We start from the raw sequence: 16,421 nt of genomic DNA, 5'->3' as shown, positions 1-16,421 counted from the left end.
TTATTATATAATCTGAAAAAAAAGCAGTCAATATGATTTTTAATTTTTTTAATTTTCAAAATTATGATACCTAGAAAATCGTTTTCCTTTTGTCATAACTTCTATTTACGTTAATTCTTGTAGTATTTTGTATTTATTTTGCTAAACTCACTATTAATTTTACTGAATTTCAATTCTACACTTATAAACTTTTTACTTACTAGAGTACCTTCAAGTCATTTTTTCTGAAAATTTTTTATTATGATTTATTGATTTATTTTTCTTCATAAAAACTATATTATAAGTTCCAACTTACTAAAACTTTGCAGTTGCTAGTATTCAAGTTATTCTACTTATTTTTTAGAATTTAATGAATAATCTTAATATGAACTAATTAGAAAACAATTTAGTAATTTACATAAGTTATTTATACGTTCAAATGCCTTAAATTTCATTTTATTATTTTATTATTGTCACAATTTTATTTATATAATATTTTTGTAAAAGTCAACTAATACACATATATTAACTTGTAATATTCTTTTAAATATCTTTTATAAAGACTCAATATTGTTAAAAAATAAACATATCTTTTTTTAATACTTTTATCTAATTTTACTATATTAAATACAAGGAATTAGTATATACTCAAAAAATAAAAAGAGTTATCTATATAAATAGTTTCATTTATTATAGATAACTCTCCTTATTTATAAATATCTATATTTCAATTAAATAAGATTTAATTTGTTCCAAGTGTATTAGATTGACTCTTTGATGGTATAAAGTTACCAATTATTCCAGCTATTACAACTGGAATTACCCAGTTAAATCCTAATGAATGAAGAGGTAAAGAATTTACTACTGGAACGCTTACTCCATAACTAGATATAACAGTTAATATACTTACAAGCAGTGACATATATACTGCTCCTTTGTATACATTATCATTCTTAATTTTTTCATTAAAGAAAGCTAAAATTATTAAAACAATTGATGGTGGATAAACTATACTTAGTATAGGAGATGCTATCTTTATTATAGTTCCAACACCAAAAGATGCTACTACTGCACTAAATACAGATACGGCTAATACTATTTTTTCATAACTTAACTTACCTTTTGTAAGTCTAGAAAAATATTGCCCTGTTGCAGATGTAAGACCTATAGATGTAGTTAAACATGCTAGAGATACAACTATTGCTAAAATCGCTTTCCCAACATTTCCAAGCAATCCTTGTGTTATATTTACTATTACTTGTGATTGTACTGCATCTGTTCCATACATTGTTGATACAGTTGCTCCAAGGAAACATAATCCCCCATAAACTAATGCTAAGCCACCACAAGCAAGAACACCTGCTTTACCAATCATCTTTAACTTTTCACTAATACTAGTATATCCTTTTTCATTTAAGGATACTATCAGTACTGATGCAAGTGCTATTGCTGCAAATGCATCCATTGTCTGGTAACCTTGACCAATACCTTCTGCAAATACATTAGGTATCATAGGTTTATCTATTATCTCTCCAAGAGGAGATACAACACCTTTTATAATTATGAATGCTAAAGCTATTAGAAGAGCTGGAGTTAAAAATTGGCCAACTATATCTACGACCTTAGATGGTCTTATTGTTAATACATATGATATCGCAAAATAAACTATACAGAATAATAACACTGGAATTGAGCTTCCAAATAAAGGCATCATACCCATTTCATAAGTTGTTGCACCTGTTCTTGGTATAGCTAAGAATGGCCCTATACATAAAATATCTACACAACCTATAAGAATCCCTAATTTCATACCACATCTTTTAAACATTTCTACTACGTTTCCATCGAATTTAGCTGTAGCCATTACTGCCAGAAGTGCCAAACCAGCATCGGCAAATGTAAATCCTAAGAAGGCAATTAACCATTCTGGACCTGTAATTATTCCCAAATATGGTGGAAATATTAAGTTACCTGCTCCAAAGAACATTGCGAATAATGCAAATCCAAATACTATCATATCTTTGGTCTTACCCATTATAAAATCCCCCTTTTTAACCTTATTAAATTAACAAAGTTTCTCAATTGTTCACGTTTGCATAAATAAATTAACTAAAACAATAAGAATTCATTATTAAATTAATAAAATTAAATAAATTAAATTTTTAATATATTGTATTTATTTGTGCTTATTATATATTATATGAAACAAGCAAGTCAATATGCCAAAATTGCAAATTATCATACTGATTTTAATTTTCAAAAAATTAGGTGTATTTGTCTTAAATTAATATTTTTGAAAGTTTTCTAATCTAATTTATACTTTTATGTGACAGTTTTTGTCTATATTTCAGAAAAGTAAAAAAAACCTTTTTAAAAAGGCTTTTTTTTACTTAATAATATTAATTTTTTAACCTAGCTTTAAAATCTATCTTTTAACACTCTCTGGTACTTCTAGTGTTATATTACCTATTTTTCCATCTCTAAATTCATTTAAAACAGTAGTAGCTATACGTGTATAATCAAGCTCTTTCCCACCTGTTATGAATCCTCTTTTGTGGCCAATCATATCCATTGTTTCAATTGGAGTTTCTCCTAAAGAGTCTAATTTATATCTAGCTTTCAACTTTTCTGGCTCTATTATCATAAGTTTTTCTATAAGTCTTAAAGCTAAAGTCTCAACATCTAAAATCTCATCTTTTATAGCTCTACTAAATGCTAAGTTTAAGGCAACTTCTTGGTCTTCAAACTTTGGCCAAAGTATTCCAGGTGTATCTAAAAGTTCAAGATTTCCCTTTAATCTAACCCATTGCTTACCTTTAGTTACTCCTGGCTTATCTCCTGTCTGAGTACTTTTTCTACCTGTTAATTTGTTTATAAGAGATGATTTACCTACATTTGGTACACCAACTATCATTATTCTTATAGCTCTTTCTTTTCTTCCTTTATCTTTTAAAGAACTCATTTTTTCTCTAGTTACATTCTTACATTCTTCTACTATCTTATTTATACCTACACCTTTTAGTGTATCTACTGGTATAGCTTTTATGTTATTCTTTTTATAGTACTCAATCCATTGATTTAACTTATCTCTATCTGCCATATCGCTTTTATTTAATACAACTACCCTAGGCTTATCTCCTACAAGCATATCTATATCTGGATTTTTGCTACTAAATGGGATTCTAGCATCTAAAAGTTCAACCACTACATCAATTAGTTTTAAGTTATTTTTTACTAATTCTTTTGTTTTCTTCATATGACCTGGATACCAGTTTATATGTAGATTATTATCCATAAGATACTCTTCATATTCATTTGACACATATATCACTCCTTTAAAATAGTATGTTATTATTACCTAATTTTACTTAAAAATATATCTACTTAAGACCTTACATTGTCACCCTTTTAACATCATACTTTACATAATATTATCTTCTTATTTTTAGTATTATTTCAAAATATAATCCAATATTTATTGATTTTATTTTCAATTTTAAAAATCCTAAATCTATCAATAAATAGTATATTTTCAACAAATAATCATATCTGCTTACAATTTAATTATTTGTTATGATTTCAATTAAAATAGAAAGAGGACTGATAAATCAGCCCCCCATTTATAAGTAAAGTTTTTAATTATCTATTTCTAGCTTCTTTTATCTTAGCAGCTTTACCTACTCTACCTCTTAAGTAGTTTAGTTTAGCTCTTCTTACTTTACCTTTTCTAGTTACTTCTATTTTTTCTATTTTTGGAGAGTGAACTGGGAAAGTTCTTTCTACACCAACATTGAAAGACATTTTTCTAACTGTAAAAGTCTCTCTTGCTCCTCCACCTTGTCTCTTTAATACTACACCTTCGAATATTTGTATTCTTTCTCTTTTTCCTTCTATAATTCTAACGTGTACTTTAACTGTGTCCCCAGGTCCAAAATTAGGAACTTCATTTTTTAATTGTTCTTGCTCAATTGCTCTTAGCATTTCATTCATCTTTCTTCCTCCTAGATATCATAGACGTTCTTAACTACCCGACCAGTGTAAACAGAGGAACGCCCGTATTTTCAACATTTTATATTATACTATACTTCTATAGTTATTACAAGCACTTTTATATTTTTAATTCCATTTATAGCCACTTTATTGTATACATGTATATTAAGTTTTTATTGTATATGTTTTTATTTTTCTTGAGATTTTTTATATAAGTCTAATCGTCTTTCCTTAGTTATCCTTATAGATTCTTCTCGTCTCCACTCATCTATCTTTTTATGATTTCCTGATAAAAGCACTTCTGGTACCTTTAACTCTTCAAACTCTCTAGGTCTTGTGTAATGAGGATACTCCAATAGATTATCTTTAAATGACTCCTCTTCAAATGACTCGTCCTGATTTAATACTCCTGGAATTAACCTTGATATAGAATCTATCATTATAAGTGCAGGCAGTTCTCCTCCGGTTAGTACATAATCTCCAATTGAAATTTCATCAGTTACTATTAAATCAATAATTCTTTCATCTATTCCTTCATAGTGACCGCATAGAAGTATTATATCTTCTTCAATAGACATCTCCTTGACTATAGATTGATTGTATACCTTACCTTTGGGAGTTAAATAAATTACTCTTGGATTGTTTATATTATGGGTTTTTATTATATGCTTATATGTGTCATATATAGGTTGAGGAGTCATCACCATACCAGCTCCTCCTCCAAATGGATAATCATCTACTTTTTTATGTTTATTATTAGAAAAATCTCTTATGTTATATATATGCACGTCAATTATACCTTTTTCAACTGCTCTTTTCATTATACTTTCATTCATGTATGAATTAAATATTTCTGGGAAAAGCGTCATTATATGAAATCTCATATTACCACCTAATCTATCATACCCTTAATAGGGTCTATAATCATCTTTCTTTCATTTATATCTATAGTAGGTACAAATTTTTTTATAGCTGGTATCATAAATTCCTTATCTTCTTCACCTTTTATTACATAAACATCATTTGCAGAATATTGAAGTACATCCTCCAATACCCCTACATACTTTCCTTCTATAGTTAAAACTTCCATACCAATCATATCTGCTATAAAAAACTCACCTTCTTCAAGTTCTCTACTCTCTTCTCTAGACACATACATAAATTTATTTTTTAGCTTTTCTGCTTTTTCTATAGTGTCTATACCTTTTATCTTCATTATAACCATAGAGCCTTTATATCTTACATTTTCTACAGCCCACTTGTTATTTAAATCTTTTCCTAAATAAAAATCGTTCAATTCATCAAATCTATCTATATCATCAGTAAGTGGATAAACTCTTACTTCACCTTTTAGACCTTGTGTGTTTACTATTTGCCCTACCTTAAAATGGGTTAATTTTTCTTTCATGTTATCACCTTCTTAAAAAAATTTAATCTTATGTTACCATATCATCATAAATTCTTAAAACTGTACACAGTTATACAAAAAGGACTAGGCACTATACCTAATCCTCCTCTTTATACTATCTCAAGAGAAACTTTTATATTTTCTCTATTTGCAACAGATCTTACGACAGTTCTTATAGCTTTAGCTATTCTTCCCTGCTTCCCAATAACCTTACCCATGTCATCCTGAGCAACTGTAAGCTTTAAGACGATACCGTCATTGTCTTTAAATTCCTCAACAACAACTGAGTCAGGATTATCAACTAGAGCCTTAGCTATATCTACAACTAGCTCTTTCATATATTTCATCTCCTAAAAGTAACCTCAACAATAAGTATTTACTTATACTAGTTGCTAAGAGAAAATTATTTTGCTTGTTTAGAAGCTTCGAATTTTTCTATTACTCCGTTTTTTACAAGTAATTTTTTAACTACTTCTGTTGGTTGAGCACCAGTAGCTAACCATTTTATAGCTTTTTCATCATTTATTCTTACTTGTTTAGGTTCAGAAATTGGATTATAGTATCCTATTTCTTCTATAAATTTTCCATCTCTTGGAGCTCTTGAATCAGCTACTACTATTCTGTAGAAAGGTTTTTTATTAGCTCCCATTCTTTTTAATCTTATTTTAACTGCCATTACAGTCACCTCCGAATAATTTTTACTATTTTTTATATTTTATTTAAAAAAAGGTAAACCGCCTAAGCCGCCCCTTTTCTTCATACTTTTTTGTGAACCAGCAAACATCTTCATCATTTTTTTCATTTCATTAAGTTGTTTTATAAGTCTATTTACATCTTGTACAGTAGTTCCACTACCTCTAGCTATTCTTTTTTTCCTAGAAGCATTTAATATTCCTGGGTTACGTCTCTCATATGTAGTCATTGATTGAATTATGGCTTTAGTTCTATTCATTTCTTTACCATTCAAATCTACATCTCCAAGTTGGTCTTTTATATTTCCCATACCAGGCATCATACCAAGTATCTTGTCTAGAGGTCCCATATTTTGTATTTGTTCCATTTGTTGTAAAAAATCTTCAAAATCTAGTTCTTGTTTTTTGATTTTTTGTTCCAATTCCTTAGCTTTTTCTAAATCCATACTTTCTTGTGCTTTTTCTATTAGGCTTAATACATCTCCCATACCTAATATCCTTGATGCCATTCTGTCTGGGTGGAAAGGTTCTATATCATCTAGTTTCTCTCCCATACCCATAAACTTTATAGGTTTTTGTGTTACTGCTCTTATTGAAAGTGCAGCTCCACCTCTAGTATCTCCATCTAACTTAGTTAATACTACTCCATCAACACCAAGTGCTTCATTGAAGCTTTCTGCAACATTCACTGCATCTTGCCCTGTCATAGAGTCTACAACTAAAAGTATTTCATGTGGCTTAACTTCTGACTTAATTGACTTTAACTCATCCATAAGCACTTCATCTATATGAAGTCTACCAGCAGTATCTATAATAACCAAATCGTTAGCATTTTTAATTGCATGACTTAAACCTGCCTTGGCAATATTTACTGGACTTTCTTTATCTCCCATATTGAATACAGGTATATCCAATTTTTCACCAACAACTTGAAGTTGCTTTATAGCTGCTGGTCTATAAATATCACAAGCTACCAATAGAGGCTTCTTACCTTGCTTTTTAAAATATCCTCCAAGTTTTCCTGCTGTTGTAGTTTTACCTGCACCTTGCAATCCAACCATCATTAAAATCGTAGGAGGTTTTGAGGAAATCATTACTTTACTTTGTACATCCCCCATTAAACTTGTAAGTTCTTCATTTACAATTTTTATTACATGTTGAGCTGGTGTCAAACTTTGCATAACCTCTTGTCCAACACATCTCTCTTGAACTTTTTTTATAAAATCTTTAACTACCTTAAAGTTAACATCTGCTTCAAGAAGAGCAAGTTTAACTTCTCTCATAGCATTTTTTACATCTGCTTCTGTAAGCTTTCCTTTTGACTTTAACTTACTAAATGCCCCTTGTAGTTTATCAGACAATCCTTCAAATATCATTTTATCATCTCCCTACATACATCTTCTATATTTTCTAGCTTAGGGATTAAATTAGCACAATCTCTATTGTGCAATAAATCTTCTTTAATGTCAATAATTTTATTTCTTATAAATTTAATATTTTTTTCCTGTTCTTGAAGCTTAGATACTAAATGTAGCTTTTTTTCATAATCTCTTAGTATCTTTTCTGAACGTTTCAATGTATCATATACACCTTGTCTTGATACACTTAAATTCTCACTGATTTCACCTAAAGAGTAATCCTCTTCATAGTATAGAGCTACTATCTCTTTTTGCTTATCAGTTAGTAATTCTTTATACTGTTCAAATAACAATCCAATTTCGACCATCTTTTCTATATTCATATCTTACACTTCCTAGCAGTATACTGTAAAGGTTATTTACTTTACACTATTGTATTTTATATCATATAAACACTCTTGTCAACCATTATTTTTAAAAGAATACTAGTTACCAAATAATGCATCTGAAAATGATTTTGCATCAAAATCCTGTAAGTCTTCTACTCTTTCTCCAACTCCAATAAGTTTTACAGGTACATCTACTTCCGACTTTACTGCAAGCACTACTCCACCTTTTGCTGTTCCATCAAGTTTTGTAAGTACTATACCTGTTATATCTGCAACTTCTTTAAATGTTTTAGCTTGAACAACTGCATTTTGACCTGTTGTGGCATCTACTACAAGAAGTACCTCACGCTTTGCTTCTGGAAATTCTCTATCTACTATTTTAAATACTTTTCCAAGTTCATTCATAAGATTAGCTTTGTTGTGTAATCTCCCAGCTGTGTCACATATTAATAAATCTGCCTTTCTAGCTTTTGCTGCCTTTATAGCATCAAACACTACTGCTCCTGGGTCTGCTCCTTCTTGATGCTTTATTATATCTACATTAGTTCTATTTGCCCATATTTCTAATTGCTCTGTTGCTGCTGCTCTAAATGTATCTGCTGCCGCTAATAAAACTTTTTTTCCATCTTTTTTATATCTATTTGCCAATTTTCCTATCGTAGTAGTTTTACCCACTCCATTTACACCTACCATTAGAATTATACATGGAGCTGGTTCTATGTCTAATGTAGAGTTTTCATTTGTAAGGATATCTTCAACTATAGATTTAAGTTCTTCTCTTACCTTTATTGGTTCAGTAATTCCCTTTTGCTTTATCTTATCTCTTAGTTTCTCAATTATGTCCATAGTTGTATTTACACCAACATCTGCTGTTATTAAAATTTCCTCTAAATCCTCAAGCAATTCTTCATCTATTTTTGTATATGATTTTAAAACCTCATCTATTCTATCAGTTATTCCTTGTTTTGCCTTTGTTAATCCTTGTTTTAATCTTTCAAACAAATTAACTTTCTTTTCTTCATATTTCTCTTCTTTATTTTCATAATCTTCATGTTCAGTTTCTTCATCATTATTATCATTGTTTAATTCTTCTATTTCACTATCTAGAGAATCATTATTTATTATCTCTTCTACCTTTTGTTCATTAATATCTATCTTATCTTCTATCTCTCTATTTTCTTCAGTACTTTCATCAACAACTTCTTCTTCAGTTTTTTCTGGAATATCTTCTACTTTATCTATAACTTCTTCCTCAAACCCTGAAAAAATTGTTTCTTCTATGTTTTCTAAATTGTCAGCACCACTTTCTATTTCTTCTTCTGAGTCAACGTCTTTTTTTTCTAATTCCTTATCCTTGTCTTTGCCAAAACCAAATAATTTTTTTAACACTATTTTTCCTCCTATGTCAATCTAAGTTATATAATATCAGTTATATCTTGAGCTTCTTTTAGTTTTAAACTAATAACTTTTGAAATAGCTTTTTCTTGCATTGTAACTCCATAGATATAATCAGCAGCTTCCATAGTTCCTCTTCTATGAGTTACTGATATAAATTGTGTTTCTTTAGATAAATCTTTTAAAAATTCTCCAAATCTAAATATATTTGCGTCATCAAGTGGAGCCTCAATTTCATCTAATATACAAAATGGTGTTGGTTTTGTAATTAATATTGCAAATAATATGCTTATTGCAGTTAAAGCTTTCTCTCCACCAGACAGTAGATTTAAATTCTTCATCTTTTTACCAGGTGGTTGAGCTGTTATTAGGATATCACTTTCTAATAAATTTTCTTTATCTAAGATAGTTAATTCTCCACAACCACCACCAAAAAGTTTTTTGTACACATACTTAAAGTTTTTACTTATTTCTTCAAATTTAATCTCAAATTCAGATTTCATATTTTCTTCTAATGTATGTATAAGTTTTTCTATCTCCTCCATAGATTCTTCTAAATCTTGTTTTTGTTCACTATAAAAATCATATCTTTCTTTTATTTCTTCATATTCTTTGATAGAATCTATATTTATATTCCCAAGACTTCTTATTTCTCTCTTTAGATTTTCTAAGAATTTTCTATCTATCTCTAGATTTTCATCCTTGATTTCCAATGCCTGTACTAAAGTCATTTCATATTGTTCAAATAACTTATTTATATATGTGTCTTGACTAGTTTTTAATCTTTCTAATCTTCCACCAACCTTAAATAAACTCTCTTTAAGTTCTATATGTTGTCTATCTATAATTTTTAACTCTTTACTAATTTCATCAAAATTATTTTTCAAGTCATCTTTAGCTATTTTTCTAGTTTCAAGATTTCTATTGCTGTCTCCTAATTGTTTAGTTAAGTTTTCTTTTTCTTTTTCTTCAATAGATATAGAATCTTGTAACTTAACGATTTCTTGTTCTTCATAATTTAATGATTCATCTAATTGTTTAGTTTTTTCTTCTAACTCACAATTTTCACCAGATATTCTTTTTATATCTCTAACTATGCTATTATAAGCTTCTGTTTTCTTTACTAAAGTTAGGTTTAATTCATCAAATTCAGCTTTTTCTTTATCATACAAATCATTATATTTTTTTATTTCATCACTTAATATATCAATTTTTTCTTTATTTTGATTATATGTATTTTCTAATGCTTCCATGTCTTTTTTAACAATGTCACTTTTTTCGAGTGTATAATTTAAGTTAGAACCCAAATCACTTTTCTCATTACCTAGCCTAGCAATACTAGATTTTAAAGATTCAATCTCAGATTCGATATTGTCTATACTTGTACTCTTTATTATAATACTTTTTTCTAAATCTTTTACTTCATTTTCAACTAAGCCAATTTCACTTTTTATATTTTTTATACTTTTATCTAAGGATTCTTTTGTAAGTTCTAGACCTGAAATCTCAACCTTAACATCATTTATTTTTTCTGTATACTCGTTAATGAATCTTTTTCTTGATAATATATTTCCGTTAGTTTTTAAACTACCTCCAGTTAAAGAACCTCCTGGATTTAAGATTTCACCATCTAAAGTTACTATTTTAAATCTATGACCAGTTTCTTTTGCAAATTTTATCCCTTCATCTATATTGTTTATAAATATAGTTCTTCCAAGTATATTTTCAATTATATTTCTATATTTTTCATCAAACGTAATTAAATCACTTGCTATTCCTATAAATTTAGTATTTGCTTTTAAATTACCTAAACTTATTTTATTTGATTTAATTATATTTAATGGCAGAAACGTTACTCTTCCTAAATTATTCTTCTTCAAATAGTTTATTGCAGATTTAGCACTAAACTCATCATCAGTTATTATATTTTGCATATAAGCACCAAGTGCTGCTTCTACAGATTTCTCATATTTTTCAGGAACATTTATAATCTGTCCTAGTGCTCCATGAATACCTTTTAAATCCTTATTTTTTAATACTTCTTTTACACCTCTATTAAATCCCTCATAATGATTTTCCATATCTATATAAACATTTAACTTTGAGTTATATCCATTTAGATTGTATTTACTTTTCTGTATTTCATCTTCTACCTTATTGACTTCATTAATAGAATATTGTAAATCAGCAGTTAATTTTTTATTTCTGTTATTCACATTATTTAAATTTTCTTTTTTCATATTAAATTCTTTATTTATACTATCTAATTCAGAAGATTTTGTTTGGACATTTTGGTTTAATTCTGATATTTCTGAGTTTATGTTCTCATCTCTAATATTCATATTTTCTTTATTTGCATTTAAAGCAGATAACTTATTACTAAATTCTTGTTTCTTATTTAATATATCTATTATATTTTCTTTAAATAATTCTATATCATTATTTAAAGATTCCAACTTCATCCTTTGATTTTCTTTACTAGATTCTAACTTTTTTATATTCTCTTGTAATATCGATAACTCTTCACTATTTGAAGACTTATTACTTTCTAATTCTTTTATGTATACCTTATTTTCATTTAGCTTTTCTTTTATATTGTTTATTTCAGAATTTTTTCTATGAATTTCATTTGTAAAGTTTTTTATTCTTTCTTTAATTAAATTTATCTGTGACTCTTTTTTTGATATAACACCTTTAATTGAGTTTATATAATCCACAGACTTTTCAATTACATCTTGTAGTACCTCTATCTCCTTATCAACATCTTCTTGTTTTTTCTCTACAACATTTTTTTGCTCTTCTTTTTCTTTAAGCTCTTTTTCAAGAACTTTACTATGCTCATCAACTTCACTCAGTTCTTTTTCTATTCCTTCAATTTCTCTTATAAAATTATTCACTTCTAGTATTTTTAATTTTTCACTTATTTCTAAATACTTTTTTGCTTTTGTTTGTTGATTAAAAAGAGGTTTTAATTGATTTTCAATTTCTATATATATATCATCTATTCTTTCTAAATTTTCTTTTGTATTACTTAAATTTCTTTCTGCTTCCTGTTTTTTATATCTATATTTTGATATACCACAAGCTTCATCAAAAACTTTTCTTCTACTTAAAGGATTATTACTCAATATTTCATCTACTTTTCCTTGCTCTATGATTGAATAACCATCTTTTCCAATACCAGTATCTAAAAAGACTTCTTTTATATCCTTTAATCTGCAACTCTTATTATTTAGAAAAAATTCACTTTCTCCATTTCTATAAGCTCTCCTTCTTATAGTCACTTCTGTAAAGTCTAATTCTAATTGATTCTCAGAATTATCAATAGTAAGAGCTACTTCACAGTAATTCATGGGTTTTTTTGTATCTGTACCTGCAAATATTACATCTTCAAGTTTATCTCCTCTAAGACTCTTGATACTTTGTTCTCCTAATACCCATCTTACGGCATCAGATATGTTACTTTTTCCACTTCCATTTGGTCCTACTATCGCTGTTATTCCTTCTTTAAAAATAATATCTGTCTTTACTGGAAAGGATTTAAATCCCTTTAACTCTAGTCTCTTTAAATACAAATCGTTTCTCTCCCTTCATCGTTAAAACTAAAGGTTATAAATGTCATACAATTTTCTATGGATGTCTCTCATATTAGCAATAATTAAACTTTTCCCATCTAACACAATTTCTAATTGATTTATATCTAAATCTGATTCTTGTGTTTTTAAAATCACACCAAAATTTTCTTTCATATATTTAATATTTGTTTTTTTATTTCCTATTATTTTAGAAATATTCTTTTTATTAGACTTCACCAACATGTTCTTTATATTTTTATTTTGTGAAATAAGAAATTCTAAATAATCTTTTATGATCTCAGCTTCTACCAATTCTCTAAAAGCAGGGTGATATGGACCTGCTAAGACAGCTTTTCCCATTTGTATATCATCAGTAGCTTGAAGCCCAACTCTTATTACATTTATGTTGTTTACATAAAATAATACAAGTACTTTTTTTACTATTCTTATACTCTCGTCAAGTGTAAATGGCTTATATTCATTTTGCTCCATCAATTTTTCCAGACCAGTCTCTTTTACCACTAAAGTTGGATAAATTCTTACACAATCTGGTTTAAGCTCTACAAATTTTTTGGCTGTAAATATACATTTTTCTTCTGTATCAGCTGGAAGTCCAACCATCATTTGTAAGCCAAGTTTAATTCCACTATTTTTTATCAACTTTGAACTCTTGTATACAACTTCTGACTGATGACCTCTAATACTATCTAATAATACTTTTTCATCTAAGGATTGTACTCCAAGCTCTATTATACTTGTCTTATATTCTTTTAACATTTCTAATATTTCTTCACTAATACAATCTGGCCTTGTGGACATTCTAATATCTTTTATAAAACCTTTTTCTACATACTCTTTGGCAACAGATAATAAACTTTTTTGTATATCTACATCTATAGCAGTAAAACTTCCACCAAAAAATGCTATTTCTACATCAGCATCCTTATCTATAGTCTTTAGACATTCTTCAATTATATTTCTTGCATCTTCACTAGTAACATCAGTACTCACACCTGTTATTTTTTTTTGATTACAAAATATACAATCATGAGGACATCCTTTGTGAGGAACAAATATAGGTATAATTCTCTTTTTCATCTACAACATCCTTCTAATCTAAATATTTCTTTTTATATTTTTACATATTATATTTATTTTTCCCATAATTTTTTCTTTAGAGCTACTTTAGCAGCCAATTGTTCTGCTTCTTTTTTGCTTTTACCTTCTCCTATACCCAAAACATCTTCATTAATTCCAACTTCCATAACAAACCTTTTATTATGGTCTGGTCCCTTTTCTTCTATAAGCCTATACCAAATATTATTTTCTCCATTTCCTTGTAATACTTCTTGAAGATGTGTTTTATAGTCTCTAAATATATTTCCCTTTCTTGAATCGTAAATTATATTTTCCATATGGTGTAATATAAATTGTCTTGCACTTTCAAATCCTCCATCAAGATATATTGCTGCTATTACAGCCTCAAATGCATCTGCTAATATTGAAGTTCTATGTCTACCTCCAGTAGCTTCTTCACCTCTACCCAATAGCATATGAATCCCTAAATTTATATCATTTGCAACTTCACTTAATGAATCTTCACAAACTATGTTTGCTCTAAGTTTAGTCAATTCCCCTTCGGGCAGATTAGATTCTTCATTAAATAAATAATCACTTATCACTATTCCTAAAACTGAATCTCCTAAAAATTCTAATCTTTCATTAAAATTATATCTCTTATTTTCATTAGAATATGAACTATGTGTAAGAGCTTCTAGTATATATTCTTTATTTTTAAATTTATAATTTATAACATCTTCAAATCTTTGTATATTATCTAGTAATTTTTTACTTATCTTCATTGTTACATCCCTCCAAAATCCTATTCTATAAATTCTAGTGTACTATTTTTGTGCAACTATTGCAAAACCAAAATCCAAAATACTTGTCCTCATAAAAATAAAACTACCTATGAAACAAAATATCTCATAGGCATCATAGGCAGTTTTATTTCTTATGAATTTTTATTCTCTATCATCACAATTTGAACAACCACCACATGTACAATCATCATCATCTTCATAATCATCTTCTGATGATAATATTACAGCCTTACAATCAGGACAAACAACATCTACTTCATCATCATATAACAAATCTTCGTCTATTTCTACTAATTCTCCACAATTTGGGCATTCCATTTCTATATAGCTGAAGTCCTCATCGTCATCATCTTCTTCATCTTCTTCGTAAAGATCCTCTTCCATGTCAGCAATATCTTCTTCTAAATCTGCTAAATCTTCGTCTATAGATTCAACAAAATCTTGAAGTTCTTCTTGTTCTTCATCCAATGTTACAATAGCTTCTGCAAATACTTCTAATGCATCAACTATTTTATGTATCATTTTCCCTTCTTTACTCTCAGTGCTTATTTCTAAACCTTCTGCTAAACCTTTTAAGTATGCAACTTCTTCATATAAATGTTTCATGTAACACCCCTCGCTTTCTTTTTAATATATAAACTAAAAGCTCATATATCTTATATTATTAAGACATATAAGCTTTTATATACATAAATTTTTATACTCTTGATAAATATTCACCTGTTCTAGTATCTATCTTTACTTTATCTCCAGTATTTATAAATAATGGAACTTGAACAACTGCACCAGTTTCAACTGTAGCTGCTTTAGTTACATTACTTGCTGTATCACCCTTTATTCCTGGCTCTGTATCTACAACTTCTAGCTCTGCAAAGTTTGGAGCTTCCACTTGGAATGGTTGTCCTTGATAAAATCTTATTGTCGCAACTTCATTTTCTTTTAAGAATTTAATTGCTTCTTCAACTTGTTCATAGTTTAATGGTATTTGTTCAAAATTTTCTTGGTCCATAAAATAATATAACTCACCATCATTGTATAGATATTGCATTTGTCTTGTATCTATTACAGCTTTAGGGAATTTTTCACTTGGATTAAAAGTTTCTTCTCTTATAGCTCCTGTTTTTAAGTTTCTGTATTTAGTTCTAACGAAAGCAGCTCCTTTACCTGGCTTAACGTGTTGAAAATCAACTACTAAACATGGTTGTCCATCTTTTTCAAATGTAACACCTTTTCTAAAATCACCTGCTGATACCATTTTTTGTTCCTCCATATTAAAATAAATTTCTTATTTTTTAGTAAATTTTACATTACTATGCCTTTAAAATTATATCTCTTACTTGAATTCTGTCAAGTCAGGATTACAAATTTTTACTAATATCATAATATCATAAGTTATACAATATAAACAAGTATTTGGCAGATTACTTATCCTATATTTTTATTATTTACATCTATAATCACACTTTATACATTTTATATATTGATATTATTTATCTCTACGACTACACTTTCCACTATTACTCGTTACTTTTTATTTAAAAACAACAGATAAACATAATTTTTTAGATTTTTACAGAATAACTTTTATAAAAAATTAAAACAATTATCTTCATTAATAATACTGCTATGTGAACTACCATCCACTTAACTACCTACGGTAATGTTTGAAGTGGTGGCTTCTTGGTCAAGATAACTATTGTTATCAGTATCTCCAAGCTATTAGGCTAGTTCCTAACCCTTATGATTACCATT

At 28.2% G+C, this 16,421-nt stretch carries 15 protein-coding genes; all 15 read right to left on the bottom strand.

Annotated features, from left to right (window positions below):
- Window positions 1-721: 721 nt before the first annotated feature.
- The gene (gene brnQ, locus KGF48_RS18920) at window positions 722-2,014 is read right to left on the bottom strand and encodes a branched-chain amino acid transport system II carrier protein (protein WP_227840901.1); all 1,293 of its coding nucleotides are present in this window, start codon (window positions 2,012-2,014) and stop codon (window positions 722-724) included.
- A gap of 390 nt (window positions 2,015-2,404) precedes the next feature.
- A complete protein-coding gene (ylqF, locus tag KGF48_RS18915) occupies window positions 2,405-3,301 on the bottom strand; it encodes a ribosome biogenesis GTPase YlqF (protein ID WP_227827153.1) in 897 nt (298 codons plus the stop codon).
- A 317-nt stretch (window positions 3,302-3,618) separates the two neighbouring features.
- Complete coding sequence (gene rplS, locus KGF48_RS18910; RefSeq protein WP_227434167.1) at window positions 3,619-3,969, bottom strand: 50S ribosomal protein L19; 351 nt, start codon at window positions 3,967-3,969, stop codon at window positions 3,619-3,621.
- A 188-nt stretch (window positions 3,970-4,157) separates the two neighbouring features.
- The gene (gene trmD / locus KGF48_RS18905) at window positions 4,158-4,853 is read right to left on the bottom strand and encodes a tRNA (guanosine(37)-N1)-methyltransferase TrmD (RefSeq protein WP_227827152.1); all 696 of its coding nucleotides are present in this window, start codon (window positions 4,851-4,853) and stop codon (window positions 4,158-4,160) included.
- Window positions 4,854-4,861: 8 nt separating this feature from the next.
- Window positions 4,862-5,377 carry a ribosome maturation factor RimM gene (rimM, locus tag KGF48_RS18900; protein WP_227840900.1) on the bottom strand — a complete coding sequence of 172 codons (516 nt, stop codon included), beginning with the start codon at window positions 5,375-5,377 and terminating at the stop codon, window positions 4,862-4,864.
- A gap of 110 nt (window positions 5,378-5,487) precedes the next feature.
- Entirely contained in the window at window positions 5,488-5,715 is a 228-nt protein-coding gene (locus tag KGF48_RS18895; RefSeq protein WP_227434164.1) for a KH domain-containing protein, read from the bottom strand.
- A gap of 65 nt (window positions 5,716-5,780) precedes the next feature.
- Window positions 5,781-6,053: a 30S ribosomal protein S16 gene (gene rpsP, locus KGF48_RS18890; RefSeq protein WP_003419338.1), complete on the bottom strand. Its 273-nt coding sequence runs from the start codon at window positions 6,051-6,053 to the stop codon at window positions 5,781-5,783.
- 39 nt (window positions 6,054-6,092) lie between these two features.
- Window positions 6,093-7,445, bottom strand: a complete 1,353-nt coding sequence (gene ffh / locus KGF48_RS18885; RefSeq protein WP_227434163.1) for a signal recognition particle protein — start codon at window positions 7,443-7,445, stop codon at window positions 6,093-6,095.
- Window positions 7,442-7,810, bottom strand: coding sequence for a YlxM family DNA-binding protein (ylxM, locus tag KGF48_RS18880; protein ID WP_227840899.1), 369 nt, complete (start codon window positions 7,808-7,810; stop codon window positions 7,442-7,444). Before ylxM ends, ffh begins: the two co-directional genes overlap by 4 nt.
- A gap of 102 nt (window positions 7,811-7,912) precedes the next feature.
- Complete coding sequence (gene ftsY, locus KGF48_RS18875; RefSeq protein WP_227840898.1) at window positions 7,913-9,205, bottom strand: signal recognition particle-docking protein FtsY; 1,293 nt, start codon at window positions 9,203-9,205, stop codon at window positions 7,913-7,915.
- A gap of 26 nt (window positions 9,206-9,231) precedes the next feature.
- A complete protein-coding gene (gene smc, locus KGF48_RS18870) occupies window positions 9,232-12,786 on the bottom strand; it encodes a chromosome segregation protein SMC (RefSeq protein WP_227840897.1) in 3,555 nt (1,184 codons plus the stop codon).
- Window positions 12,787-12,813: 27 nt separating this feature from the next.
- Window positions 12,814-13,884, bottom strand: a complete 1,071-nt coding sequence (locus tag KGF48_RS18865) for a radical SAM protein (RefSeq protein ID WP_227840896.1) — start codon at window positions 13,882-13,884, stop codon at window positions 12,814-12,816.
- A 53-nt stretch (window positions 13,885-13,937) separates the two neighbouring features.
- On the bottom strand, window positions 13,938-14,648 hold the full coding sequence (rnc, locus tag KGF48_RS18860; protein ID WP_227840895.1) for a ribonuclease III: 711 nt from the start codon (window positions 14,646-14,648) through the stop codon (window positions 13,938-13,940).
- A 162-nt stretch (window positions 14,649-14,810) separates the two neighbouring features.
- The gene (locus tag KGF48_RS18855) at window positions 14,811-15,275 is read right to left on the bottom strand and encodes a CD1247 N-terminal domain-containing protein (RefSeq protein ID WP_227840894.1); all 465 of its coding nucleotides are present in this window, start codon (window positions 15,273-15,275) and stop codon (window positions 14,811-14,813) included.
- Window positions 15,276-15,366: 91 nt separating this feature from the next.
- Window positions 15,367-15,924, bottom strand: a complete 558-nt coding sequence (gene efp, locus KGF48_RS18850; RefSeq protein ID WP_227827144.1) for an elongation factor P — start codon at window positions 15,922-15,924, stop codon at window positions 15,367-15,369.
- Window positions 15,925-16,421: the final 497 nt, after the last annotated feature.

Source organism: Clostridioides sp. ZZV15-6388 (genome assembly GCF_020657755.1).
Lineage (GTDB): Bacteria > Bacillota > Clostridia > Peptostreptococcales > Peptostreptococcaceae > Clostridioides.
The sequence above is the reverse complement of the archived record's forward strand: the minus strand, read 5'-3'. Positions and strand labels throughout refer to the sequence as shown.